The following is a 22,947-nucleotide window of genomic DNA, read 5'->3' as shown; positions in this document are numbered from 1 at the left end:
TGTTATGAGCAATATGGGTGTTTCACTGAAATTAACTTTCAAAAAACCCCAAAACATCTCTTTTTTGTCGGCACATAAAAGTTATTTATTTCACAGAGTACTGTCAAGGCTTTTCACCATAAGAAAATTGTTTTTAGTTGTTATACGTTAGCGCAATAAAAAAGCTGTCCCGACACGCCGGCGGCAAAGCCTCAGGCGTAACAAACTGCTTTTGTTCAGGAGGTCTGCGGGGCGCCATCCCACCCAAACCTTCGGCCGGTATTGGCCTTGCTTTTTGCAATGGTCCGCCGCCCTTGCGGCGCGGCTGTCTGGATTATATACACAGCCTGTCAGCGGCGGATTGTTGTCCGGGCAGGCAGCCTTGCGACAGCCACCACCCCCGCCTCACCTTCCAGCCCCAGAGTTTTCCATGCCCTCTTTTTTCTTACGCTTTTGTCGTTTGATGGCCTTTCTGCCAGCCCTGTTTTTCCTTCTTTTCCCTCTCCCGGCGGCGGCAAACGAGCCGCTACGCGTGGCTCTGGTGCTGGAGCATGCCGGTGGCGACGGCGGCTGGACCGACAGCCTGCTGGCCGGCCTGCGGCGGGCGGCGGAAACCCTGCCTGTGCAGGCTACGCCCCTTATTCCTCAACCGGGAGCCGATGCGGCAGCGCTGGAAGCGCTCTTTCGCCAGGCAGCGCAGGAGAATGACCTGGTGCTGGTGGCCTCTGACCGCCTGCACGAAATTTTGCGCAACAACGCCGCCAATTTCCGCCGGACCATGTTCGGTTGCATCGACGCGGGCATACGCGCGCCCAATATTATGAGCATCACCTTCGCGGACGAGCAGGCGGCCTTTCTGGCTGGAGCCGCCGCGGCCATGCTGACCACGGCCAAGGCGCTGCCCGGCATCAATGCGGATAAAACGCTCGGCTGGGTTTCCGGCGAGGATGTGCCCGCCCTGCGCTCGCTGTTTAACGGATTCAAGGAAGGCGCGCGCCTGGTGGACCCGGAAGTGCGGGTCATCCAGGCCGTGAGCGGCTCCTTTGCGGACGCCGCCGCTGGCGGCAAGGCCGCGCAAAGCCTGCTGGATCAAGGTGCGGACGTGCTGGTGCTGGCCGCGGGCCTGGGCAACGGCCCGGCTTTGGCTGCCGTGAAAGCACGCAATGCCTATATGGTGGGTATGGATGCGGACCAGCGGGCGCGCTTCCCCGGCCATGTGCTTACCTCCGTACTCAAGCACGGAGATGCAGCCGTCTATGACCTCATTGCCGCCGCCGCATCGGGGAAGTTTCAGGGCAAGAAAATTCTGGTGCGCGATCTGGCCAACGGTGGCGTGGATATTACGGATCCGGCCGTCTTCAGCGCGGCCGCCGGGACCGGTGCACCGCCGGATCTGCAGCGTCGGGTGCAGGAGCTGCGCGGCGAGGTGCTGCGCGGCGGCGTACGTCTGCCCTCCATGCGGGCACGCACGCTCTGCGATTGCCTGTAGGCCGCGGCGCGGGTCCGGCACATCTGGCCGGAAGCTATAAATAGGGGTCCGCGGTTTCCAGGTAGTTGGTCACATAGTCGGTTACGCCGTCTTCCAGCGGCGTGAAAGTCAGGGGGCAGTCCACCGCGTTCAGCCAGCTCATGTCCGCGCGGGTGTAGTTCTGGTACCGCCCGCTCAGCCCTGGGGGCATATCTACATATTCTAGACGGCAGGGGCTGCCCAGGGCCCGGAATACGGCGCGCCCCAGGTCGTTAAAGCTGCGGGCCGTGCCCGTGCCTACATTGCGGATGCCGCAGACGTCCCGCCGGTCCAGCAGCCAGGCCATAAATACCGCGCAATCCTTGACATAGACGAAATCCCGCTTCTGTTCGCCGTGGGCCAGACCAGGCACGTCGGATTTAAAAAGACAGAGCCGCCCTTCAGTGCGGATCTGGCGGTGGGCCTTGGCCACCACGCTCTGCATGGAGCCCTTATGGTATTCATTGGGGCCGTAGACGTTAAAAAATTTGAGACTGGCCACCTCGCTCTGCAAATGCTCCCGCAGCAGCCAGAGGTCAAACAGCTGTTTGGAATAGCCGTACATGTTCAAAGGCCGCAGGCCGGGCACCAAGCCCGCAGCGTCGCTGAAGCCCAGAGAGCCGTCTCCGTATGTGGCGGCAGAACTGGCATTGATGAAGCGTGCGCCTTTGTCCAGGGCGTAACGGCACAGATCGCGGCTGCAATGGAAGTTGTTTTCCATCAAAAAATCCGCGTTCCGCTCAATGGTGGAGGAACAGGCCCCCAGATGCGCCACGGCGCTGATTTTCCACGGCAGGGCGTCCCGACGCAGGAGGTCGTAAAAACGGTCGCGGTGCAGGTAATCCACATACTGCCGCTTAACCAGATTGCGCCATTTTTCGGTTTCGGCCAGATTATCCACCACCACGATTTCGTCCAGCCCCAGCCGGTTGAACTCCCAAAGCAGGGCGCTGCCGATAAAACCCGCGCCTCCGGTTATGACAAGCATGCAACACCTCCTTTGGCATGCTAGCCAGGATGCCCCTCTGACGCAAGCGTTCTTCCCTGCCTTTCCCTTCGTGACAGCTGGACAGGACCGGCCAAGTTTGCCAGTATGGAGGGCCTCACAACCAAGGGGAAACGTATGGAAGTGTGCATCGCCTATCTGCACGGCAAGCCCGTCATGCTGGAGTTGCGGGACGGCATCGTCTATTTGGACAACGCCCCCCAACCCATTAAAAATGTGAACGAGGATGAGCTGCGCGCCTTCAGTGCCGCAGTGCAGGCCATCCCGTACAGCACGGACCCCGGCTACGATGCCCTGGTCAACGCCAAAAGGGCCGCCTTTATTGTGGAACTGCTGGGCCGGGCTGTGGGGGAAGAGTGCGTTTCGCTGCTCACCCACATCCTGGACCATGTGCACTACGATGTGCTGGAATATCTTGGCGAAACCGGGGAAAACGATGCTTGAAATCCACGATCTGCATGTGAGCGTGGGCGACACGCCTGTCCTCAACGGCATCGACCTGCGCATTCCTCCGGGCGAAACGTTCATCCTGTTCGGCCCCAACGGTTCCGGCAAAACCACGCTGCTCATGACTATCATGGGCGTTTCGGGCTACACGGTGACCCAGGGCAGCATCGTTTACAAGGGCAAGGACATCACCTATGCCCCCATGTACGAACGGGCGCGCATGGGCATCGGCATGTCCTTTCAGCGGCCCCCCACCATCCACGGGCTGACCACCGGCCGCCTGACGGAGCTCTGCGCGCACGGTCGCAATCTGGATCTGCCCGATCTGGCCCGCAGGGTTCACTTTGACCGTTTTCTGGACCGGGACGTCAACGCCGGTTTTTCCGGCGGGGAAATCAAACGCTCCGAACTGCTGCAACTTATGGCCCAGCAGCCGGACCTGATCCTGTTTGACGAGCCGGAATCGGGCGTGGACCTGGAAAACATGGCCCTGGTGGGCAACACCGTGCGCTACCTTCTGGACGGCATGCCGGACCAGCCCGCCACCACCCTGCGCCAGCAGCACCAGTCCCGCTCCACCAGCGGGCTGATCATCACCCACACCGGCCACATTCTGAAATACGTCAACGCCCACCGGGGCCAGGTCATGTACCGCGGCCGGCTCTGCTGTGAGGCCAACCCGCGCGACATTCTGGACCACATCGCCCAGCACGGCTATCAGGAATGTCTGCGCTGTCTGTCCGGCGACACGTACGGTCGCATTGCGGAGGCTCCTCGTCCATGAGCACGCTCGATCTTTCCCGTTACGCCTTTGACGGCGGCGAAAATGCCGCCCCCATCGAAAACCTCTCCAGCCTGCCTGCCGAAGACCAGGACCGCCTGGTGCTGGCCGGCATCGACGTCAACGACCGCAGCGTGAGCGGGGCCTTTATGCAGCTCAACCACGCGGGCGTGCACTGCGAAACCCGCCAGGACGGGCTGGAACTTATGGACATCCGCGCCGCTCTGAAAAAATACGACGGCCTGCCCCGCTATTACTGGCAACTGCTGGATCCGGACAAGGACGCCTACACCCGCCTTACCCGTGAGCACTGCAACGGCGGCTACTTTGTCCGGGCGCGCAAAGGCGTCAAAGTGCAGCAGCCTGTGCAGTCCTGTATGTTCATTAAGGGGGACGGCGCGGGCCAGAGCATCCACAATATCGTCATTGTGGAAGAAGGCGCTGAAATGCACGTTCTGGGCGGCTGCGCCACGGCCCACAACGCCCACGAGGTGGCCCATCTGGGCATTACCGAATATTTTGTGGAAAAAGGCGGCAAGCTCACCTTTACCATGATCCACAACTGGAGCGAAACCGCCGCCGTGCGGCCCCGCTCCGCCGGGCGCGTGGAAACGGGCGGCGAATTTCAGAATAACTACATCCTGCTCAAGCCCGTGGGCGATTTGCAGATGTACCCCGGCATCCGGCTGGTGGGCGAAGGGGCCGTGGCCCGCTTCAACTCCGTCATCGTGGCTCCGGAGGGCTCCCATGTGGACAGCGGCAACCGCATCGACCTGGACGCCCCCCACACCAGGGGCGAAATCATCTCGCGCGTGGTGACCACGGGCGGTGAAGTGATCAACCGGGGCTTCATCGGAGCCAGCGCCGCCCCGGCCAAGGGGCATCTGGAGTGTAAGGGCCTTATCCTCGGCGGCGGACGCATGCACGCCATCCCGGAGCTGGACAGCAACCAGGACGGCGTGGAGCTCTCGCACGAAGCCGCCGTGGGCAAGATAGCCCAGGAGGAAATCGAATACCTCATGGCCCGCGGTCTGGACGAGGACGAAGCCGCCGCCACCATTGTGCGCGGCTTTCTCAACGTGGAGATTATGGGCCTGCCCGCCCCGCTCAAAAAGGCCATGGACGCACAGATTTCCCTGCTCCAGGCCCATAAGGGCATGTAGGGAAACCCGGGGATTGCCCCAAAGACTGGTTTGCGCTGTCCAGGCGGTGAGAGCCCCCTGGCACACGGGCATTGTCCTGCCAGAGGGGCCGTCTGGGCCGTCCAGATCAGGGGCCCACGGCGCACGGAGATTGCCCCTGAAATGGCAGAGGCGGCAAAACTCTCAGACCACAGGGGCCCTCGGCGCATGGAGATTGTCCCTGCGCGGTGTTGTAACGCCGTGCTGCGACGGCTGCCCCCTGTGAGCACACTCTGCGCCAGGGCGCCACGCGTTTGCAAAACCTTGCAGACCGGCAAAAGAGCCCTGGCGCGACACGACATCTGATATCGGACCGCTGCTGTGCGCCGACAAAACCTTGCAGCAAGAAAAAAACGGTCGCCCGCGCGGAGCAGGCCTCTACTTTAGGGCGAACCGGGCGGCGTCTTGACGGGGACTGTTTTTTGGAATATTTTACAGTGTTGGGCCTATAGCTCAGTTGGCAGAGCCTCCGGCTCATAACCGGCTTGTCCCAGGTTCGAGTCCTGGTGGGCCCACCAAGAACTGTTCCGTCAAAGTCCGTCAAAGTCCGCAAGACCTTGACGGACTTTGCTTTTATGGAGAAGCGCACTTCTTTTAGGTCCATCTAGGTTCGTTGACAGCCGCAACCTGTGGGGCAACTTTAAGGTCAACATCAAGTCACCCTGGAGATATTGCCCCCATGCCCCTCACCGATACCGCAATCCGCGCCATAAAACCGACCTCTAAGACCGCCAAATACTTTGACGGCGGAGGGCTGTACCTTGAGGTTGCCCCCAGCGGGGGCAAGTGGTGGCGGCTCAAATATCGCTTTCAGAGCAAGGAAAAAAGAATCTCCCTGGGAACCTACCCAACCATTGGGCTTAAGGAAGCCAGAGAGCGCAGGGAAGATACAAAAAAAATCCTAGCCCATGGCATTGCCAGAGGTGGTCCGGCCGTCCAGCGGAGAACGCTGCAGCCCGCGGCTCAGAACCCCGAATAGTCCAGCACATTGTTGAGAGGGGCGCTGTGGCTGTGGATTGCCCCGCCCTCAAATGTATGCCGGGTCAGACGCCAGGCGTCCAGGTCCAGCACATCCAGCTTGCCGCACTGCTGCGGACGCAGGCGGGCGCGTATGGCCACCAGTACTTCGTCCACGGGGAAGTAACAGCCTTCAAAGGAAATACGGGCCATATCGCCGTCCAGTTCCAGCACGGGCACGTCGTCTGTAGTGGGCATGGCCCCGGCGCAGGCCGCAGTCAGAGCCGCGTACTCTTCCGCATCAACAGGATAGATATGGCCGTAGACCTTGAGAAGGATATCCTGATTCATGGCTTGTCCGGAAGGGGTGCGGCCCCGTTGGTTGTGGAGGGGGGCGTTGTTGGTGCGGCTGGCGCCGCGGCGTCATCCTGCGCAGCCGGATCCGGCGGCTGTATCGGCTGACGGGCCGCGACTCCCTCGCCAGCGGCAGCGTCCCCATCGACTCCTGTCCTCGGCATGGCGCTTGCGGCCAGGCATTGGCCCTGCGTCCGGGCCGCGGCCAGCCCTCGGCAGTCGCCCAAGGCGCAGGCCGCCAGAAAATCCGCGCACATGCCTGCCGGATCGCGTCGCAACTGGCGCACTGCGCCGCGAGCTTGCAGGCGCTGAGCCCGCTCACGCCCCTGTGGGGCACGCCCGTGCCAGCCCGCGAGCGAAGCGCTTAAATCGTCCTCGGCCAGGGCCAGTTGCTGCAAGCGCCAATGGGCCAGAGCACGCACATAGCGGGCGCGGTTCAACTCCGGAGCCAGACGCAGAGCTGCGGTACAGGCTGTAATGCTCTGTTGCGGCAAATCGTGCTGCAAGCGGGCCTCAGCCAGCAAAAGCAGGATTGCGGCGCTCCGGGGCAATGCCGCAGCCGTACGTTCCAGATTCTGCAGGGCATCGGGCCGCGCGTACCAGTCTTCCGCACCCGGCTGCAGGGCCGACAAAGCTATGAAGACAGCTTCCAGTTGTTCGGTAAGGCGGTCTTTTATCTCCAGATCGGCGTCCGTCTGGGGCGACGCGGACGTGTCGGTGGGGGGAGACGCCGGCGCCCGATACCAAGCCCCGCCCCTGGCGGCCGGATCCGGTGCGCGCACGGCGGCGAGTAGATCCGCACCGTCCCGGAGCAAGCGTTGGCAGAGATCCAGAAACTCCGGACGACGCAGCATTGCGGCAATACGTGCATTTTCATCCGGACGGGGGGCAAGAGTCACTTCCACCCTTCCCGCTCCGGCCGGACGCAGCACTGGCGTATACAGCCCTACGGCCAAGGCGGCCCGTTCGTCTGCCGCAGGCAGGCCCAGGGCAACGTCGCTCCGTTGCCCCAGCCGAACCGCGGCGCGGTTCAGAGCCTCCAGATAGGCCGCAACTTCCGCGCAAGCCCGGTTCAGGCGGGGGTTAGCGCGGGGGTTAAAACCGGGACCGGCAGGGCAGGCCGCCGTTGTTGTCACCGCCTGCGGCGGAATAGGGTCCGGCGCAGCTGCAACGTCCGGCACGGCGCCCAACAGCAGGCCGCCGGCCACAAGGACCGGCGGCACTGCGGCCAGCCCTCTCGCAAGCGAGGGGAGCAAGCCAAAAGCACGGTGCGGGGCTCGCAAAGAATTATTTTTTGGTCTCAATGGTCTGCACTATTTTTCGGGCCATAGGCTTGACCAGATCGCGCAGGGTTTCCAGCATAAGGTTGTCTGCGGCGCTGCCCGAAGGCAGGCCCGTACGCGACTGAGAAGCGTTGAGAGACTCGCGTACAAGGCGGGCCTGACGGTTGGCCAGCACATAATTAACTCGCAGAGAGGTATTCATGTCCGTGCTGGAAGTTTCGGCAATCCAGGCCTCGTCCACCTGACCGGTGACCAGGTAATCGGGGTTGCCTTTACGGGCTTCGGTCACGCTCCCCGAATAGGAGATCTGCAGACCATTGCGGGCCAATTCGTCAGCCAGAGCCTTGCTGATCCACTGCGGCACGTTGTCGCCGGTCACAAAGGCGCTTTTGTCGCGCCGCTGGCCCAAGGTAGTCTGGTCCATACGCTTGTCTTCAAACATGACCACGGTCACACGCGGCGCGTTGGGCGTAGGCAGCACAGAACCGTCCAAAGGCGGCGGTGAAAGCAGCCGGACAGTGTTGCTGGGACCGCAGGCCGTGAGCAACAAGGCCAGCAGGGAACAAGACAGGGCAAAACGAAAAAGTTTCATGACGGCCTCGCGAATTTATAGAGATTCTCCAGATTACTCCGCTCTCTATATACGGAAATTGTGTTTCTGGCAAGGCTGACTGCCGGCACGGTCCCCCGCCCCTGCTCTTCGTCTTGCAGGCGGCGGCAGGCCGTGCTACAGCCTTGCGGTGCAGTGCGGCGCGCCCGCCATTGCGCCATGGCGCCTGCCGTCGGCGTTGCGGAAGGCATTCCCGCAAAATGGAAACGCGGGGCCGTGCGACAGAATTTTTTTCAGCCTGCGAGAGGAGCGGTTATGTTGGATCTCAAACTGCTGCAACGCCAGCCCGACTTGCTGGCCAAGGCCCTTGCCGACCGGCATTCCGGGCTGGATATCCAGGAATTTCTGGCTCTGGACGCCCGGCGGCGCAACCTGCTGACCCAGGTGGAAGGTCTAAAGCAGCAGCGCAACGCGGCCTCGGCCAAGGTGGCCGAACTGAAGCGCAAGGGCGAAGACGCGACAGATATTCTGGCCCAATCAGCCGCCCTGGCCGAGCACATCAAGGAACTGGACGCCGCAACCGCCCAGGCCAAAGCCGAGGTGGAAACCTGGCTTATGCGCGTACCCAACCTGCCGGACACCTCCGTGCCCGTGGGCAAGGACGAAACGGAAAACGTGGAGGTTGCCCGCTGGGGCACCCCGCCGGCCTTTGATTTCACGCCCCGTGAGCACGGCGAGCTGGGCGCGGCCCTGGATGGCCTTGACTTTGAACGCGCCGCCCGCCTGACGGGCAGTCGGTTTGTGGTCCTGCGCGGCTGGGCCGCCCGCCTGGAACGGGCGCTGGTCAACTTTTTCCTGGATCAGCACACTAAGAATGAGGGCTATATAGAAGTCTGCCCGCCCTATATGGTCAACCGCGCCACCATGACAGGCACGGGCCAGTTGCCCAAGTTTGAAGAAGATCTTTTTAAGCTGCGGGAATGGGACTATTACCTCATCCCCACCGCCGAAGTGCCGCTGACCAACCTGCACGCCGGCGAAGTGCTGGACGAAGCCGAGCTGCCGCGCGCCTATTGTGCGGCCACACCCTGTTTCCGCTCTGAAGCGGGCAGCGCGGGCAAGGATACGCGCGGCATCATCCGCATGCACCAGTTCACCAAGGTGGAAATGGTGCGCTTTGCCCATCCGGAGGACAGCTTTAACCAGCTGGAAACCATGCGCGGCCACGCCTGCCGTCTGCTGGAACTGCTGGAACTGCCCTACCGCGTCATTACCCTCTGCACCGGGGACATGGGCTTCAGCGCCGCCAAGACCTATGACGTGGAAGTCTGGCTGCCCACGCAAAACACCTACCGCGAGATATCTTCCTGCTCCAACTGCACGGATTTTCAGGCCCGCCGAGCCAATATCCGCTTCAAGCCCAAGGGCGGCAAGGCGGCTTACCTGCACACCCTCAACGGCTCCGGCCTGCCTACGGGCCGCACCATGGCCGCCCTGCTGGAAAACTGCCAGCAAAAGGACGGCAGCGTGCGCCTGCCCAAGGCTCTGGTTCCTTATATGGATGGTCAGGAATGTATTGAACCCGCCGGAGACAGCGCCCAGGGCAAAAAATAGCCGCGACCAGGCTGTTCCGCCCATAAAGACGCGGACTGCAATCAGGCTGCCCGACCTTCTGCCACGCGAATATGGAATACGCACTGAACTTCTTGTAAAAATTCCTTGACAGCCGCAAGGGCCATGGATATATTGCGCTTCTCAAACGGGTCGTTAACTCAGTAGGTAGAGTATCTGCCTTTTAAGCAGAGAGTCGCAGGTTCGATCCCCGCACGACCCACCAAATTTACTTCTCATAAAGCCCCGCAAAGCCTTAAAAGCCTTGCGGGGCTTAGCTTTTATGCCATTTCGACTTCTCACTAGTTCGGGTCTACACCAAAGACGGGGGCAAGCGCCACTTTCGCCTTGAACGCCGGGGCATGATTTTTTCTCTTGGGCATGGTTGATCTCCTCACTTCGGTCAGTAGCTATCATACCTGTCCGAATTTTGGGATCCGCCACTCCCCGCCTCATGCCGCCCCTGTCCCCAAAACTCCAGCGGCAACACAACGGCAGGCCGGCGCTTTGCCGAAACGCAGCCAGCCGCAGCCGTGCAGAACGTCAGGCTGTTTTTTGAGCCCGCAGACCAGCAAAAGCCAGGATGACGCCCAGAGCCACGCCCAGTAAAGCGGCAAAAAGCACCTGAAAATGCGCGGGCAGCATAAATGTGATGGTGTGCGCGGGTATCCAGAACAGGGGCACGGTCTTTTTGAGCACAAAACCCCACATGCTGTTCCAGTCCACGGCGCGCAGCAAGGCCGCCACGTCCGGCTTGCGGACGAGGCTCAAAAGGCTGCCGCCATTCTGGGTGATGTGAATATCCGTGAGCTTGTGACTGATCATCAGCAGTGGCGCGAACAGGATGTTCAGGCAGACGCTGATGCCGAAGGCCACCAGCAGTTTGGCCCCAAAGCCCGTGGCCCCGGCCGTGAGCAGGCCCATTTCCATGAGCAGCTTGGGAGTGCCGCCGCCGAAAATGGTAAAGGCGACCTTGCAGCCCATGCCCAGAAAGCCCCAAACCACGGCCTTGGGCAGCACGCCGAATCCCGGCCGGTTGTATTGCCCTGTGGTGATGCGCAAGGCAATGCACTCGCCCAAGGTGGCCAGCACGGCAAATTTGATAAAGCTCATGCCAAAAGGACAGGCCGCCGTCAGGGCGATAAAGCCGTCCATGGCCCCGGGAATGACCAGCATACCCAGGATAACCGCCACCCCGATGCCGCACAAAATCTTGTCCGTCAGCCGCATACATCCCTCCCTTTATGTACTTGTCCCCTGCCGCGCGCGGGCTATCCGACGCAGCGCCGGGTTTGGGGAGGATAACGGCATACTTGTTTAAGGTAAACCGTTTTTCACGGAATTAGGACGCTGCGGCGCGGCAAAGGCGGACCTGCACGTTCAGGGCGGTATGGTTTATGCTGCGGATTCAGATACAGCCGGGCATCTCGCAAACGCCCCTCAGCGCAGCCCGTATTGATATTTGACGTGCAGGACCACAGGGATATCCCCCTCACCGAGGATGGGAGGCCGCTTCACCGTACCGCTGGCGGCAAGAATGGCCCTGCGGGCCGCCGTATCCAGTATTTCTGATCCAGATGTCTGCCGCAGCGCAGGCGTGCTGAAGCTGCCGTCCGGGCGCACGGAAAAGGCAAATACGGCCACACCAATCAACCCCTGATCGCCCCCGTCCAGCCTGTGTGCGTGTACGGCGGCGTCAATATCTTCCAGATAGGCAAAAAAAGCCTGCCGCCTTTTGTCCGCCGTGTCGGCCCGTTCCGGAGGCGGCGGGGCCGACTCCATACTGATGCCCCCGCCCCCGCCCATGACGGCGACATCCGTACCTATGGCATCTATGCGAACCTCCACAGCGCCAGCGGACGGCTCCGCCCCGTGCCCGGCGGCCAGAAGGTGCAGGGCCCCCCAGTGGGCCATGCAGGAAAAGGCCAGTGCGGCGCAAAAGCGTTCGCCGCTGGTCATGGCCGTTCCGGCCGCTCCTTTCCGGATGTGGCTATAAGCAGTTTTTCCCCACCCTGCATCCGTACTTCATCCACCAAAAAAATCAGTCCTTCCACGGGCGCCTGGGGTTCGGCCACCAGCACCAGCCGACCGGGCCGACTGCGGAATCCGCGCACGATTTCGTGCAGCCTGTCCCGAACCTCTGGGCGCGGCAGGGGCTGCCCTTCGCAGAAAATGCCGCCGTCCGCCGCCAGGCGCAGCTCCACCACCCTGCCGGACAGGGCTTTGCTGCTGCGGGCCGGGGGCAGATCCACCTCCAGCCCCCGCACGGCAAAGGCCGCCGCCAGCACAAAAAAGATGAGCAGGATGAACAGCATGTCTATAAGCGGAATCAGGTCGTACTCATAGGAAGGTTCCAGGCGTTTGGAAAGACGCAGCATTCAACGCCTCCCCCCGCCGGAAACGGGGGCGCCCCGGCGGTGGCCGTCCCCGGTCGCAACGGCAGAAGGTACGTGGCCGGGCAGGTCGGAATCTGGAACACCTGAGCCGCCGGCAAGGCCGTCAGCCAGGCCATGAGCCGGGCCGTTGTTCACATCCCGCAGCAGAGCGGCATTGCCCGCCGCGTCCAGCATGGCGGCTACGCTCTTGAGCCGCCCATGAAAAAAGGCCAGGGAAAACTGAACAAAAATGGCGATGCTCAGGCCAGACGCCGTGTTCAGCAAAGCCTGCCAAATGCCGTCGGCCAGCATAGACAAATCCACGCCGCCGGCGGCGTGCGCAAGACGGGAAAAAATGGTAATCATACCACTGACTGTCCCCAGCAGGCCCATGAGGGGCGCCAGGCGGGCAATGGCTGCCAAGAGCCCCAGACGACGTTCCAATTGCTCCAGAATCTGTTCCCCGGCCAGCCTCAGGGCGGCGTCGCGCTGCAGGCACGCACCAGCCAGCAGCGCGGCAAATGGCCGCAGCAAAGGCACGCCCCCCATGCGCGCCGCCACAACGCCGAGATCGCCGGAGCCGGAAGCCTTCAGCATTTCCCGCCGCAAGGCGTCGTCCGGCAAGGGACAGGCGGCGTAGAGCAAAAAACGCTCCACAATGACGGCCAGCGCCAGGATGGAAACCACAAGCAGGGGCCACATCATCCAGCCCCCCAGAGTCATGATGTTCATTGTGGCCTCCTTGCGGCTTCCGTCTGTGCGCACTGTTCCTCGCGCACGCTCCCCAGCGCCGGATCAAGAGCAACGCCGATAAAGACCAGATAGCGTTCGGGCGCGTCATCGGGCGCAATTTCAAACTCCAGGCGTCCGGCAGCGTACTGCACCACGGCCGGGCGCGTGCCGCCGTCACCGCGCAGGTCCACAATCCCCTTGGCACGCCACAGACCAGACCCGGCCGCAGTCAGTAGAAGCCGCAGTTCCGTTTCGCTGACCGGTCCGGTCATGAGGCGGCAGCATGTGGTTATGCCTTCATCCATATGCCTGGCCACAGGCGCGGCACGCATCGGCCCCAACTGCGGGACGCGTGAAGGCGGACGACCCTGCGCATCCAGCCATGCGGCGTACAGAGCGTCCAGCCTGGCAAAGACAATATTGCCCTCCACGGCAGGCAAAATGACGGCCCGAGGATTGTGACGGCGCAGGTCGGCCAGTACGGTCGCAAGCCTTTCCTCCGATACGGCGTCGGCCTTGTTGGCAATGATAATGTCGGCCTGTGCAGCCTGGGCCAGACGGACGCCGTCCACCTGACTGTCCCAGGCCAGCGCATCGGCCACGGTAATCACCAGTCCGGGACGGACCAGATCGTCCAGCTCCGCAAGAGATGCCAACACATTGGCCGGGTTGGCCACGCCTGTGGTTTCCAGAATGATCTGCTCTGCCGGGGCCGCGTCCAGCAGACGTTGCAGGCCAGGGCGCAGGCTGTCCGCCAGAGTGCAGCATACACAGCCCGCGTCCAGCGCCTCCACGTGGGTTTCGCCCCTGGTCAGGGCCGCATCCAGGCCAATGCTGCCCAGCTCGTTCTGGATGACGGCGGCGAACTGTTCACGCCCGTTCAGATAATCAAGCCAGCGCCGCAAAAATGTGGTTTTGCCTGCGCCAAGAAAGCCGGTGAGCACATGCATAACCGGCAGGGCGCTTTCCTCTTCGCCCCGCGGCCGGTGCCGTCCGGGCAAACGGGAAAGCGCCCTGCCCTTTTCCGGCAGACTGGTCACCAGCTTTTCTTCACTTTTTTCGGCTTTGGCCGCCGACAAGGATATGTCCGACGCACCAAGGGCTGCACGCAGCGTAAGCCAGACTTCTTCCGCTGCAGAGGAGCCTGGTGCGGCAACACGGCAGCCCGCTGCGGGGGCAGCATGCCGCGCAACGCCGATCCGCAGCCGGGGCTCATCACCCAATAACACGCCAGCTGTGGACGCCAAAGCCGCAAAAGGACGCAGCAGCAGCCGAAAGGCGGGCACATCGTATTCCAGGCCGCCGGGGGGGACAATCCAGGCTGTTGTTCTTTTTGTGCCCGCGGGCGCGGCCACGCCTTCCGCAGATACACGCCGACAACGGGCCGGCGCGGCAAGCGTCAGGGCCAGACCGCTCCCGTCCAGAGCGGCAGTAAGGCCCACATGGCCCAGAAGAAAGGCGTCCAGGGCAGGCGCGTGCACAGAAAGTTCACGCACGGCATCTTCATAGTCAGGCCCCAGGGCCAGGGCCAAAGCCCGAAGCGGGAAAACATCCAGGAGGGGATCTTCGGCCTTTGGAAAAACATAAGCCGCAAATTCGCCGTGAAGGGCCTCGCCGTTGCTGTGTTCCTCACAAAACACAAGGCCATAGACATGCGGCGTGCCCGCCACACGACAAGTCCAGGCGGGCATCCCTCCGGCCGAGGCGCGCACGCCGCGCCAGCCAACGGCTCTGGCCCGACGACGCTCCAGGTGCACGCCGGTCAGCAGACAGTTCATGATGGTGGGGCTTTCCGGACCGTTTTCGGGGGTGAGCGGTCGGGGCAGCAAGGCGGCAAGATGCATGGCAAAACTCCCTTGGGCTGCAGGGGGCTGCGGCATACAGGCAAGTCCGGGGCGCAGCGGATATCCCCGCGCCCCGGACTTGCTGTCTGTTTAGGTAGGGAACTTGATCACGTCGCCGTTGCCGAGATAGTTGGTGGTCTTGGAACGGAATCGGGCCGTGCCCTTGACCACGGGATAGCCCGCATCCACGAATTTCTGCGCCGTGATGAGGCCCGTGCAGTGGTTGCAGCCCACCTTTTGCAGTTCCCACTTTTTGAGGCCGATGACCAGATCGTCGTACTTGGGATCCCAGTCATCAAAGGGCGATATATGCAGGCCGCCATAAAGCCCGTAGAACTGATCCTTCTCATAGGCTATGGTCTTGTAGGCCGTGTCGGCAAACAGGATGATGCCCTGATGGCAGCAGCCTGTAATGCTGACCAGACCCACATCCTTCACATTGCAGTACATGGACATTTCCCCAAACACCTTAAAGATGATGGGGCAGTCAAAATCGTACAGAGCTACGCCTTCCTGAAGTTTGAACAGACCCTTGGGCACTTCGGTCCACTTGCCCCGGTGCCCGCAATCTTTGAGATACTGCTTGCCGTTGGGGTAAAAGGTGTTGGGCGTATAAATATGGATATTTGGATTGTATTTGGTAACGGCGGGCAGGCCAAAATAGTGGTCCATGTGTTCATGGGTCTGGATCATGGCCGCAATTTCGTTATTGGCCAGCATGGTGTCGATACCTTCCCGCTTGTAGCAGGTATCCATCCACTGATAATTCCAGCCCGTATCAAACAGGTATTTTGTTACCTTGCCCTCCATGTCTTCAATTTCCACCAGGCAGGAAAACCCGCCGGCATTGTCGGCGTGCACGCTGTTTTCCTTGGCAATGTCCCAGGCTTCGTCAAGTTTGTGGGGCAAGAGGTGTCTGATCTTTTTCATGCCTTCCTCATAACTACCCTTGCCTATGCCCTTGCCGTTGCCAAAGGGGGCCCAGTTGAAAGTGTACTGGTCCACCAGCAGGCCGCCAGCCCCTGTGACGTCCTGCATAAAGATGCCGTTGTCGAACCAGCTTGTTTCCGAAATATTGGTTACTTTCACGGATTTGCACAGGCCGATTTCGGTCTGGCCGCGCTTGACGTCCTTGAGAAAGGCCCGGCGCATGGGCGAATAGGAATATACGCCCATAGCGCCTATGGCGCCTACGCCCACACCCAATGCCGCGCCTTTGATGAATTCACGTCTGTTCATGGAATCCCCCTATTGCACCAGGGTAAAGTGAGCGCTGCACCAGGGCAACACAGCCACAATGGCAAAATAGACCAGAACGCCGACAACAATGCCCACCAGCAAGCCGGGCGCCATTGCCGGGCTCCAGGCATTTCTGGCAATAAAGGCCTGCTCTTCGGCGTGGACTTCATCAGTGCTGCGGATTTCACGCTTCCAGCCCGGCCAGCCGTCCATGAACCACCAGTTGATCAACCAGATGTCTATCAGCCAGATTGTGGGGATCATGGGAAATTGCTGCGGGTGGGAGAAGCCCTTCTGGGTGCCGAGCACAAAGTGGGCATACTTGTAGTACAGGCAGTAGAGGGCAATGCCGCCCAGGGCCACCAGAACCGTGCGGACAAGCATATTGACGGGTGTGCTGAACTTATGGGGCCAGTTGCCGCAATAAAACTGCACAAACAAAGCCGGCACCAGAAAGAAAATGGCCGTTTCGCCCACATGCAGCCAGCGCCAGTCCGGAGCGGCGTCGCGCCGGTGCCCGCGGATGGCGTCGCCCCACACCAGCTCCTGCATATACCAGAAGAAGAAGCACAGGGCCACAGAGATGGCGATAATGCCGAAAAAGAGCGCGCAACGCCGCAGCCACGGCGTTTTGATGAGGCAGAAAGGGTAACGCTCCCAAATGCCTTCCATAAACCAGACCACTACCGTGCAGCACATGATCCAGGCCACATGGAAGTTGGCCGAAACCGTATGCGCGAAATTTTCCCAGTACGGCGGAGTGATGGCTGTGAAATACTGCCAGGGGTAATACAGAATGCCCATGTGGTTGTGCATGGTCATAAAATAGATGATCAGGCTGAGGCAAAAGGTGCCGAGCCAAATGCTGAAGCCTTTGACCGGTTGGCGTTCGTTCTGCCACGGGTGGCCTTCCAGCGCCACGATCCAGGCCGGGCTGATCCACGAGGCAATGACCGCGAACATCATGCAGGCCTGGGCCGCGTACTCCGTGGAGTAAAATTCAGTCAGGCCCGGCAGCTTCTGTAACTGGTGCGGATTAAAGTACGCAAAGGCAAAATTGCCCAGAATACCTTCAAAAAAGCCGTGGATCATCATAATCATGATGCCGACGGAAACCAGCGAAAGCACCAGCCCTTTCTGTAAGGGATGCGCATTACGGACCCATGCCCGTTTGAACGGCCAGAAATCAAAGATGTAGGCCATCCAGATCAGGATGATCAGCCACCAACGGCAATAGTTGTACCCCACATAGGGCGTGTAAAAACGCATGATGCCGCGCGGGTCCTGAAAAATCCACCAGGTAACGGCAAAAATGGAAAGTGTCACCACCATGTTGGCCAGTACCGGCCAAGGCCCCTGCCACCGCTTAACAAGTTTACGCTCTTCAAGATAAGGGATGTTAAGATCAGCCATTGCAGCCTCCTTGGGCTTGCGGGGTTTCCGTTGCCGCGGGCGCGCGCGTTCCGGCGCGCAAGGCTCGCGCAACGGCGTAAACCAATGCCTCTTTGCTCATACGGTCCACGGGCAGCCCCAGACGCAGCCCTTCCAGGCGCAACAGCGCCGGCGTAAAGTCCGGGGGCAACTGCGGCGTCCCCTCGTCGCCCACAGCCCATGCCGCAGCGGCATCGTCGGCACTGCCGGGGCAAGGCGGCCGCCAGTCCCCTCGTAAAAAAGCGCGCCGGTTCATCGGCTCTCCTCCCGATATTGCAAAAGACAGGAAACGTATGCCGTTACGGCGGCCACACTGGCCTGAGGGTCGGCGTGACGCAAACCATGCAGTGTGCGGGCCAGATGCTTGAAAAGCTCCTCCAGCCGGGCCTGGCTGCAACCTTCCAGCAGGCGGGTCAGGGTGCGTTCGTCGGGCAGGGTGCACGCTCCGGCCTGAGCCAGGCGGGCATTGGGTACGGCCTGCAGCAAGGTGGAAAAAAAATGCAGATGGTGCCGGGCCAGAAGCCGCATGTCCCCACTGTGCAGCGCCATGCCCACCGAAGGCAGCAGACGCTCAAGGGTCAGCATGACCGATGGCGCAAACGAGCCGGCCACAGCCGACAACAAAGGGGGCATGACAACGCTCATGGCCTGCAGGCTGTCGTCCGGGCCGGAGGTCTGCGGGGCACAGGGCAAGGTCCGCACAAAGGTGCCGCTGTTGCGCCGGGTTTCCAGAATGCCCCGGCCTACCAGAGTACGCAGGGCCGTACGCAATGTAGCCCTGCTGATGCCCAGTTCCTCGGCCAGACGCCGTTCGGCGGGCAGGCGCTCAAACAACGTCCAGCGGCCCTGCAGCAGGGCCTGTTCCAGAATACTTTCCGCTGTTGCCGGCGTGTGCATGGCGGCCTCCAGGCAAAACGTCCGTGACGCTGTCTGCCTCCATATTGCTCCACGTGAAAAAATTGGCAACAATTCCTTAATTTATTATTAGCATTCTATAACCATGATAATTTAATTAAGAAAAAATATATTCTTGGTATGACCAAAACTTTATTTTTAGCATATTGTCCTGCTGTATGCTGCAGAATGCCCGCTGTTTTGCCCTGATTATCTCCGTAAAAAAAATTGGTATGACCAATAATGAAAAAAAAGGCTTGCGCCGAACAAGGAATCCATTTTACTGGCTGGTCAGCGGCTTTCGCCGCAGCCCCGGCAAACAAGGAAGCAGTCATGCCGCGTTTTCACCAATGGCGCAAAGGCTTTCCCGGCCTGATGTGGAGCATCTGCCGGCGCGAGTCGCGCCTGAAACTTTTTACACAATGGAACGACGCCGGTTTTGACGCGCCGCAACTGCTCAAAAACGCCGCCTACCGCAAACAGATTGTTATGGAGCAGGACTATCCCCTGCTTATGGAATTTTGGGATATGATCCATGCGGCGCGACCGGCGGCAGCCATTTTCCGTCTTAAGACCGATGAGGGGCGCAGACCCCTGATGCTGCAAGGCTGGCCCGAACCAGAGCAGGATATTTACAGTGGCTTTTTAAAAGAAGCCTTTTTGCCCGGCGGCTACGAATCGGAGTGCTACAAGGCCCAACTGCGCATGCGGGTGGGCGATGCGGATTACCCTGTTTTCACGGTCGACAGTAAAAGCCGCCGGCTTGCCGACGCCAATGACGCGGCGCGGGCGCTGTTTATCGGCGAAGACCAGACCGGGCGACAACTGACCCTGGAGGATGTGGTGCCGGAAGAACAGCGCGCGCAGTTCTTCCGTGCGGCGGGCAAAGCGGTGGAGCACGACGCATGGGCCGGTAAGCTGCTGCTGGGCAATGGGGAGCGAGGGCTGTTTTCCGCCCATGCGCGACTGACCTTATGGGGCGGCCAGGACCTGCAGGTGGTACGGGCCGCGCTGATCAGCGTGGACCCCAGGCTGCAGCCCGTGGCGGACGACGGCCTGGCGGCCCTCCAACCGGGCGAATTGCGCCCGGCCCTGGAGGACCTGTACGCCACCTGCGGCCCGGAAGTGGACGGCCTTATGCTCTCACATATCCAGATGAACAGCGGACGGGTGGCCGTCTATGGGGTGGGAAAGGTCTTTGAAAGCCTGGAATGGGGCATGCAGCACGCCTATGAAGGCACCATTGCGCAGGATGTGGAACGCTTCGGCCTACATTCGCTCATGGTGGAAGACACGCTGGACAGCGTTAAATCCATTGACTGGGCCTTGTTCGCGCCGCAAGGCGTCCGTTCCTATTTCGCAAAACCGTTCTATTCGGAACACGGTCTGCGCGCCGTGCTGATCCTGACCAGCCGAAAAGCAAACGCCTTTGACGCCAGTGCGGAAACGGCCTATGCGGATGTGGTCAGGGCGTTCGGCGCGCTTGCCCGGCGCTGGCGGGAAAAGCCCTGAACCAGCCGCCGCCCGCGCATCAGCAGCGCTGCTGCCGCCGGCAGGCAACGGCAGCGCCGCCGATGCCCCAGTTTTCCATGGGCACCTCGTCAATGACCACCACAGTGGTGGCGGGGTTTTTGCCCAGCACGCGGACCAGCAGATCGGTCACGCCCTGAATGAGTTCCGCTTTCTGTTCCGTGGTGGGCGCTTCCGCGCCGCCCGTGACCTTGATGTTGACATAGGGCATAAGGCGTCTCCAAAGGACAGTTTTTCATCCGGGCTGTTGGGTGTGAGGTCAGCGACAGGGCAGCGGTCGGTCGGCCAGGCCGTCCATGTCCGCAGACAGCTTTTCCCTGAGGGCCGCGGCCCGGCCCGCGTCCAGCATGATCATGTCTACCTGCCGGGTGTGGATAAGCAGATAGCCCAGAAGGCGCGTCTTGCGCAGCACCGCTTCTGCCGCTTCGCCCTCGGCCACGGCAAAAAGCGAATCGTCCTTCACGTCCGCACGAAAGCCGCGCCCCTCCAGCAAATCCGCCAGCATGGCCGCGCGCAGCCGCCGCCGCTGGCTGTCCGCCGCCCCGCCCTTGAACTGGAAGCTGACAAAATTCTCATACCCATCCGGTCCGGCCTGACTTTCCACTGTGCAGAAATGGTAGCCGTACCGGGCCTGCAACAGCATATAGCCGCTGCCAATAATAAAAAAGTTGCGCTGCGACATGGCGTTGGGGGCCGTGCTTTCCAGGTCGGGATTCATGACGCTTTCCATCATGACGCTCATGAATCCCGAAGCGCTGGCGGCCGGCGGCCCGGCCCAGGGCACGGCGACCATGCCGTCCCAGAGGGCCAGCATGGGCAGGCTGGCGATCTGTTCAAGCTCCACTACCGGCCCGGTGACCGGCTCCGTAAAGCCGCCGCCCATGTCTACCAGCCAGTACTGCAGCTTGACCCCCACCCGCAGTTGCTTACCCATCTGGCCGGGCAGACCGGCATTGTCGCTAAACATGAGCTCCACAGATTTTTCGTGGCAGAAGCGCGTGATATCGTGCAGACTTCGGCAATACTCCGGCGCGAATTCCGGCGCTTCCGGGTCCAGCAGCCGCAGCGGCACCATCAGCCTGGCCAAAGCCGCCAGGCGCTGGTACACGGGGCTGCCCGCCATAAGGTTGGGTTTGGACGCCAGGGCGGGCACCAGCTGTGACTGCAGCCCGGCGAAAACCGCGTTGCGTCCGGCGTCCAGGGTCACTTCTCCGGCCTTTTCCAGCAGGCTGCAGGCCCCGGCAAGGCCGCACAGAGCGGGCACGCCATATTCCCGCGCCACCGAAGCCAGATGCCCGGCCATACCGCCGGTTTCACTGACAAGCCCGGCCGCGCGCGAAAGCAGGGGCGCCCAGCGCGGCAGGGCGCGTTCCACCACCAAGATGCCGCCCTTGGGAAAGGAGAGCATGTCCGCCTCTTTACGCGCAACCACGGCCTGGCCCAAGGCCACGCCGGGGCTCACGCCCACGCCGCCCCGCGCCAGGACCACAAGCCCTTCGGGCAGCGCCTCCTGAGCGGCGTCCGCCGCGGCCACGGCTTCCAGCCCGTGCAGGGGGCGGCTCTGCAGAACCGTCAAGCGGCCCGTTCGGGCATCAAGGGCCCACTCCACGTCCTGGGGTTCGGCATAATACTCTTCCAGCGCCAGGGCCATTTGGGCCAGCTCTGCGGCCTGGGCATCCGTAAGGCTGGACTTCCGGCCCGCCAGATCTTTGCGCAGCAGACGCGGCGGGTGCTCATGACTAAAAGCGAAGACGTCCGGCGTCACGGCCCCGTCCACCACGGCCTTGGCCAGGCCCGGCACGGCGTTGATCACCACGCGCTCCTCCCCTCTGGCGGCGGCCACAGGGTCGCGGCTGTAGACTACGCCGCCCGCGGCCGAAGGCACCATGGCCAGCACCCCCACACTCATGGGCGCGGCGTCGTCCGGAATGCCGTGCTGAAAACGGTAGCTCATGGCCGTGACGGCGTACTTGCTGGCCACAATCTCCTTCCAGACCTCACAGACTTCTTCGGGCGGCACGTTCAGTTCTGAACGGTACTGTCCGGCAAAGGTCACGCCCAGGGCGTCTTCGCCCACGGCGCTGCTGCGCAGGGCCAGAAGCAGCTCCCCTTCTGTCCGCGCCTGTATGACCGCCACCTGTTCTGTCATGGCTTTTTCCAGTTCCGGAGGCAGGGGCGCGGCCAGCACGGCTTGTTGCAGCGCGGCGGAGAGGCTGAACACCGCGTCCAGACTTTGCATATCTGTAGCCTGGATGCGGCGGCTGAGCTCCTCGCGCAGGCCGCTGTATTCCATAAAGCGGTAATACGCCGCTACGGTAACGGCAAAGCCGTCGGGCGCCGGCAGGCCCGCATGGGCCGCCACTTCGCCCAGATTGGCCATTTTGCCGCCCACCTGCGGCATATCTTCCAGCCGGACCAACGGCAGGGGCAACACCAGCGGCCCCTCTGGGTGCGGCGGCTCCTCCAGCAGGGCCTCCATCTGGGCGCGGATGCGCTCAAAGGCTTCCTGCAGAGGCAGGTAGGCATTGTCGGAAAGAGCGTTGAGCTCACGCACCATCTGGAACACCGCCGTGACGGCGCGGGTACAGACGGCCTGCACCGAGTCCATGCCAAAGGGGCGCGGACTAGCCAACCGCTCCTCCACTTCGCTCATGGCCTCAAGGGCGCTCTTGTTGGACGCAAGCAGCCGCCGGAAGCGCGCGCAGCGCTCTCTGAGGCGGGCTTTGAGCGCCTCCTCCCGGGCCTGGGCCTCCGGATCCGGCTCGGCAGAACCGCGGCCCAGCCAACGGCGCAGAGCATTGAGGACAGCCATCAGCTTGCAGCGGAGCGGACCGCTTCTTCCATCTTGATGATCAGCTCACTGATGGCCACGGGCTTGAGCATATAATCATACGCGCCCAGATCCAGCCCCTGTACGGCCACGCCCATGCAAGCGTGCCCCGTCAGCAGGATGACGGGCAGCCCGGGGGCTTTTTCCTTCACATGGCGCAGAGTTTCCAGCCCGTCCATGCCGGGCATGCGCACGTCCATGACCACCACCTGAAAGGCGGCGCCCCCCGGCTGAAGAGAGGCCTCCAAAAGGTCCAGGGCCGTTTTGCCGTCCGGGGCGGTGACTACCTCCATGCCGCGCCGGGTCAGGCGTTTGTGCATGAGATCCAGAAATTCCACTTCGTCGTCCACAAACAGTGCGCGCATGGGGCCTCCTTGCCACGTTTGCCGCTGTTGCCGTTTTTGTCGTCCGCCGTT

At 61.7% G+C, this 22,947-nt stretch carries 24 protein-coding genes and 2 tRNA genes; 9 read left to right on the top strand and 17 right to left on the bottom strand.

What is annotated here, in order from left to right:
* Positions 1-511: 511 nt before the first annotated feature.
* The gene (locus J7I12_RS02480) at positions 512-1,468 is read left to right on the top strand and encodes a BMP family lipoprotein (protein WP_236031339.1); all 957 of its coding nucleotides are present in this window, start codon (positions 512-514) and stop codon (positions 1,466-1,468) included.
* A gap of 34 nt (positions 1,469-1,502) precedes the next feature.
* Here the strand turns inward: J7I12_RS02480 and rfaD are convergent, their stop codons facing one another.
* A complete protein-coding gene (rfaD, locus tag J7I12_RS02475; RefSeq protein ID WP_118228836.1) occupies positions 1,503-2,474 on the bottom strand; it encodes an ADP-glyceromanno-heptose 6-epimerase in 972 nt (323 codons plus the stop codon).
* 135 nt (positions 2,475-2,609) lie between these two features.
* Between rfaD and J7I12_RS02470 the strand changes: the two genes are divergently transcribed.
* From J7I12_RS02470 to J7I12_RS02450, 5 genes are all read left to right on the top strand, one after another.
* Positions 2,610-2,936: a hypothetical protein gene (locus J7I12_RS02470; protein WP_118228835.1), complete on the top strand. Its 327-nt coding sequence runs from the start codon at positions 2,610-2,612 to the stop codon at positions 2,934-2,936.
* Positions 2,929-3,723 (top strand): ABC transporter ATP-binding protein, encoded by a 795-nt coding sequence (locus J7I12_RS02465; RefSeq protein ID WP_118228834.1) that lies wholly within the window; start codon positions 2,929-2,931, stop codon positions 3,721-3,723. Before J7I12_RS02470 ends, J7I12_RS02465 begins: the two co-directional genes overlap by 8 nt.
* Positions 3,720-4,883 (top strand): SufB/SufD family protein, encoded by a 1,164-nt coding sequence (locus J7I12_RS02460; protein WP_118228833.1) that lies wholly within the window; start codon positions 3,720-3,722, stop codon positions 4,881-4,883. The genes J7I12_RS02465 and J7I12_RS02460 overlap by 4 nt, the downstream gene beginning before the upstream one ends.
* 460 nt (positions 4,884-5,343) lie before the next feature.
* Positions 5,344-5,419, top strand: a tRNA-Ile gene (locus J7I12_RS02455).
* A gap of 161 nt (positions 5,420-5,580) precedes the next feature.
* Positions 5,581-5,880, top strand: a complete 300-nt coding sequence (locus J7I12_RS02450; RefSeq protein ID WP_208360643.1) for an Arm DNA-binding domain-containing protein — start codon at positions 5,581-5,583, stop codon at positions 5,878-5,880.
* Here the strand turns inward: J7I12_RS02450 and J7I12_RS02445 are convergent.
* The 3 genes from J7I12_RS02445 to J7I12_RS02435 form a co-directional block, all read right to left on the bottom strand.
* Entirely contained in the window at positions 5,865-6,209 is a 345-nt protein-coding gene (locus J7I12_RS02445) for a hypothetical protein (protein WP_118228831.1), read from the bottom strand. The two genes, J7I12_RS02450 and J7I12_RS02445, sit on opposite strands and share 16 nt — an antisense overlap.
* The gene (locus tag J7I12_RS02440) at positions 6,206-7,435 is read right to left on the bottom strand and encodes a tetratricopeptide repeat protein (RefSeq protein ID WP_208360645.1); all 1,230 of its coding nucleotides are present in this window, start codon (positions 7,433-7,435) and stop codon (positions 6,206-6,208) included. Before J7I12_RS02440 ends, J7I12_RS02445 begins: the two co-directional genes overlap by 4 nt.
* Positions 7,436-7,499: 64 nt before the next feature.
* A complete protein-coding gene (locus J7I12_RS02435; RefSeq protein ID WP_118228829.1) occupies positions 7,500-8,087 on the bottom strand; it encodes a hypothetical protein in 588 nt (195 codons plus the stop codon).
* Positions 8,088-8,360: 273 nt separating this feature from the next.
* Between J7I12_RS02435 and serS the strand changes: the two genes are divergently transcribed.
* Complete coding sequence (serS, locus tag J7I12_RS02430) at positions 8,361-9,659, top strand: serine--tRNA ligase (protein WP_118228828.1); 1,299 nt, start codon at positions 8,361-8,363, stop codon at positions 9,657-9,659.
* A 147-nt stretch (positions 9,660-9,806) separates the two neighbouring features.
* Positions 9,807-9,882 (top strand) — tRNA-Lys (locus J7I12_RS02425).
* Positions 9,883-10,199: 317 nt separating this feature from the next.
* Here the strand turns inward: J7I12_RS02425 and J7I12_RS02420 are convergent.
* The 10 genes from J7I12_RS02420 to J7I12_RS02375 all read right to left on the bottom strand — a co-directional run bounded on the left by J7I12_RS02420 (position 10,200) and on the right by J7I12_RS02375 (position 18,506).
* Positions 10,200-10,886 carry an Mpv17/PMP22 family protein gene (locus J7I12_RS02420; protein WP_208360647.1) on the bottom strand — a complete coding sequence of 229 codons (687 nt, stop codon included), beginning with the start codon at positions 10,884-10,886 and terminating at the stop codon, positions 10,200-10,202.
* Positions 10,887-11,096: 210 nt separating this feature from the next.
* Positions 11,097-11,615, bottom strand: coding sequence for a TonB C-terminal domain-containing protein (locus J7I12_RS02415; RefSeq protein WP_165450911.1), 519 nt, complete (start codon positions 11,613-11,615; stop codon positions 11,097-11,099).
* The gene (locus J7I12_RS02410; RefSeq protein ID WP_118228826.1) at positions 11,612-12,034 is read right to left on the bottom strand and encodes an ExbD/TolR family protein; all 423 of its coding nucleotides are present in this window, start codon (positions 12,032-12,034) and stop codon (positions 11,612-11,614) included. Before J7I12_RS02410 ends, J7I12_RS02415 begins: the two co-directional genes overlap by 4 nt.
* Positions 12,035-12,763, bottom strand: coding sequence for a MotA/TolQ/ExbB proton channel family protein (locus J7I12_RS02405; protein WP_208360649.1), 729 nt, complete (start codon positions 12,761-12,763; stop codon positions 12,035-12,037). It abuts the gene before it with no gap.
* Positions 12,760-14,607 carry a CobW family GTP-binding protein gene (locus J7I12_RS02400; RefSeq protein WP_302413038.1) on the bottom strand — a complete coding sequence of 616 codons (1,848 nt, stop codon included), beginning with the start codon at positions 14,605-14,607 and terminating at the stop codon, positions 12,760-12,762. Before J7I12_RS02400 ends, J7I12_RS02405 begins: the two co-directional genes overlap by 4 nt.
* 90 nt (positions 14,608-14,697) lie before the next feature.
* Positions 14,698-15,846 (bottom strand): MBL fold metallo-hydrolase, encoded by a 1,149-nt coding sequence (locus J7I12_RS02395; protein WP_118228823.1) that lies wholly within the window; start codon positions 15,844-15,846, stop codon positions 14,698-14,700.
* A gap of 9 nt (positions 15,847-15,855) precedes the next feature.
* Positions 15,856-17,259, bottom strand: a complete 1,404-nt coding sequence (locus J7I12_RS02390) for a hypothetical protein (protein WP_208360653.1) — start codon at positions 17,257-17,259, stop codon at positions 15,856-15,858.
* Positions 17,252-17,533 (bottom strand): apoptosis regulator Bcl-2, encoded by a 282-nt coding sequence (locus J7I12_RS02385; RefSeq protein WP_208360655.1) that lies wholly within the window; start codon positions 17,531-17,533, stop codon positions 17,252-17,254. Before J7I12_RS02385 ends, J7I12_RS02390 begins: the two co-directional genes overlap by 8 nt.
* Entirely contained in the window at positions 17,530-18,174 is a 645-nt protein-coding gene (locus tag J7I12_RS02380; protein WP_118228820.1) for a FadR/GntR family transcriptional regulator, read from the bottom strand. Before J7I12_RS02380 ends, J7I12_RS02385 begins: the two co-directional genes overlap by 4 nt.
* Before the next feature lie 95 nt (positions 18,175-18,269).
* A complete protein-coding gene (locus tag J7I12_RS02375; protein WP_208360657.1) occupies positions 18,270-18,506 on the bottom strand; it encodes a hypothetical protein in 237 nt (78 codons plus the stop codon).
* Between J7I12_RS02375 and J7I12_RS02370 the strand changes: the two genes are divergently transcribed.
* Positions 18,505-19,683, top strand: coding sequence for a hypothetical protein (locus J7I12_RS02370; protein WP_118228819.1), 1,179 nt, complete (start codon positions 18,505-18,507; stop codon positions 19,681-19,683). The genes J7I12_RS02375 and J7I12_RS02370 overlap by 2 nt on opposite strands.
* Before the next feature lie 19 nt (positions 19,684-19,702).
* Here the strand turns inward: J7I12_RS02370 and J7I12_RS02365 are convergent, their stop codons facing one another.
* Genes J7I12_RS02365 through J7I12_RS02355 form a run of 3 tightly spaced genes read right to left on the bottom strand, consistent with a single transcriptional unit; the run spans position 19,703 to position 22,896 of the window.
* The gene (locus tag J7I12_RS02365; protein WP_118228818.1) at positions 19,703-19,912 is read right to left on the bottom strand and encodes a tautomerase family protein; all 210 of its coding nucleotides are present in this window, start codon (positions 19,910-19,912) and stop codon (positions 19,703-19,705) included.
* A gap of 48 nt (positions 19,913-19,960) precedes the next feature.
* Positions 19,961-22,513, bottom strand: coding sequence for a PEP/pyruvate-binding domain-containing protein (locus J7I12_RS02360; protein ID WP_118228817.1), 2,553 nt, complete (start codon positions 22,511-22,513; stop codon positions 19,961-19,963).
* A complete protein-coding gene (locus J7I12_RS02355) occupies positions 22,513-22,896 on the bottom strand; it encodes a response regulator (RefSeq protein ID WP_118228816.1) in 384 nt (127 codons plus the stop codon). Before J7I12_RS02355 ends, J7I12_RS02360 begins: the two co-directional genes overlap by 1 nt.
* Positions 22,897-22,947 lie beyond the last annotated feature (51 nt).

The sequence above is a fragment of the Desulfovibrio diazotrophicus genome, assembly GCF_902498985.2.
Lineage (GTDB): Bacteria > Desulfobacterota > Desulfovibrionia > Desulfovibrionales > Desulfovibrionaceae > Desulfovibrio > Desulfovibrio legallii.
The sequence above is the reverse complement of the archived record's forward strand: the minus strand, read 5'-3'. Positions and strand labels throughout refer to the sequence as shown.

What these genes read in the sequence shown, in the direction of transcription:
- rfaD (WP_118228836.1), bottom strand. Translation starts at nt 2,474, where the DNA reads ATGCTTGTCATAACCGGAGGCGCGGGTTTTATCGGCAGCGCCCTGCTT.
- J7I12_RS02470 (WP_118228835.1), top strand. Translation starts at nt 2,610, where the DNA reads ATGGAAGTGTGCATCGCCTATCTGCACGGCAAGCCCGTCATGCTGGAG.
- J7I12_RS02465 (WP_118228834.1), top strand. Translation starts at nt 2,929, where the DNA reads ATGCTTGAAATCCACGATCTGCATGTGAGCGTGGGCGACACGCCTGTC.
- J7I12_RS02460 (WP_118228833.1), top strand. Translation starts at nt 3,720, where the DNA reads ATGAGCACGCTCGATCTTTCCCGTTACGCCTTTGACGGCGGCGAAAAT.
- J7I12_RS02450 (WP_208360643.1), top strand. Translation starts at nt 5,581, where the DNA reads ATGCCCCTCACCGATACCGCAATCCGCGCCATAAAACCGACCTCTAAG.
- J7I12_RS02445 (WP_118228831.1), bottom strand. Translation starts at nt 6,209, where the DNA reads ATGAATCAGGATATCCTTCTCAAGGTCTACGGCCATATCTATCCTGTT.
- J7I12_RS02435 (WP_118228829.1), bottom strand. Translation starts at nt 8,087, where the DNA reads ATGAAACTTTTTCGTTTTGCCCTGTCTTGTTCCCTGCTGGCCTTGTTG.
- serS (WP_118228828.1), top strand. Translation starts at nt 8,361, where the DNA reads ATGTTGGATCTCAAACTGCTGCAACGCCAGCCCGACTTGCTGGCCAAG.
- J7I12_RS02420 (WP_208360647.1), bottom strand. Translation starts at nt 10,886, where the DNA reads ATGCGGCTGACGGACAAGATTTTGTGCGGCATCGGGGTGGCGGTTATC.
- J7I12_RS02415 (WP_165450911.1), bottom strand. Translation starts at nt 11,615, where the DNA reads ATGACCAGCGGCGAACGCTTTTGCGCCGCACTGGCCTTTTCCTGCATG.
- J7I12_RS02410 (WP_118228826.1), bottom strand. Translation starts at nt 12,034, where the DNA reads ATGCTGCGTCTTTCCAAACGCCTGGAACCTTCCTATGAGTACGACCTG.
- J7I12_RS02405 (WP_208360649.1), bottom strand. Translation starts at nt 12,763, where the DNA reads ATGAACATCATGACTCTGGGGGGCTGGATGATGTGGCCCCTGCTTGTG.
- J7I12_RS02400 (WP_302413038.1), bottom strand. Translation starts at nt 14,607, where the DNA reads ATGCATCTTGCCGCCTTGCTGCCCCGACCGCTCACCCCCGAAAACGGT.
- J7I12_RS02395 (WP_118228823.1), bottom strand. Translation starts at nt 15,846, where the DNA reads ATGAACAGACGTGAATTCATCAAAGGCGCGGCATTGGGTGTGGGCGTA.
- J7I12_RS02390 (WP_208360653.1), bottom strand. Translation starts at nt 17,259, where the DNA reads ATGGCTGATCTTAACATCCCTTATCTTGAAGAGCGTAAACTTGTTAAG.
- J7I12_RS02385 (WP_208360655.1), bottom strand. Translation starts at nt 17,533, where the DNA reads ATGAACCGGCGCGCTTTTTTACGAGGGGACTGGCGGCCGCCTTGCCCC.
- J7I12_RS02380 (WP_118228820.1), bottom strand. Translation starts at nt 18,174, where the DNA reads ATGCACACGCCGGCAACAGCGGAAAGTATTCTGGAACAGGCCCTGCTG.
- J7I12_RS02370 (WP_118228819.1), top strand. Translation starts at nt 18,505, where the DNA reads ATGCCGCGTTTTCACCAATGGCGCAAAGGCTTTCCCGGCCTGATGTGG.
- J7I12_RS02375 (WP_208360657.1), bottom strand. Translation starts at nt 18,506, where the DNA reads ATGACTGCTTCCTTGTTTGCCGGGGCTGCGGCGAAAGCCGCTGACCAG.
- J7I12_RS02365 (WP_118228818.1), bottom strand. Translation starts at nt 19,912, where the DNA reads ATGCCCTATGTCAACATCAAGGTCACGGGCGGCGCGGAAGCGCCCACC.
- J7I12_RS02360 (WP_118228817.1), bottom strand. Translation starts at nt 22,513, where the DNA reads ATGGCTGTCCTCAATGCTCTGCGCCGTTGGCTGGGCCGCGGTTCTGCC.
- J7I12_RS02355 (WP_118228816.1), bottom strand. Translation starts at nt 22,896, where the DNA reads ATGCGCGCACTGTTTGTGGACGACGAAGTGGAATTTCTGGATCTCATG.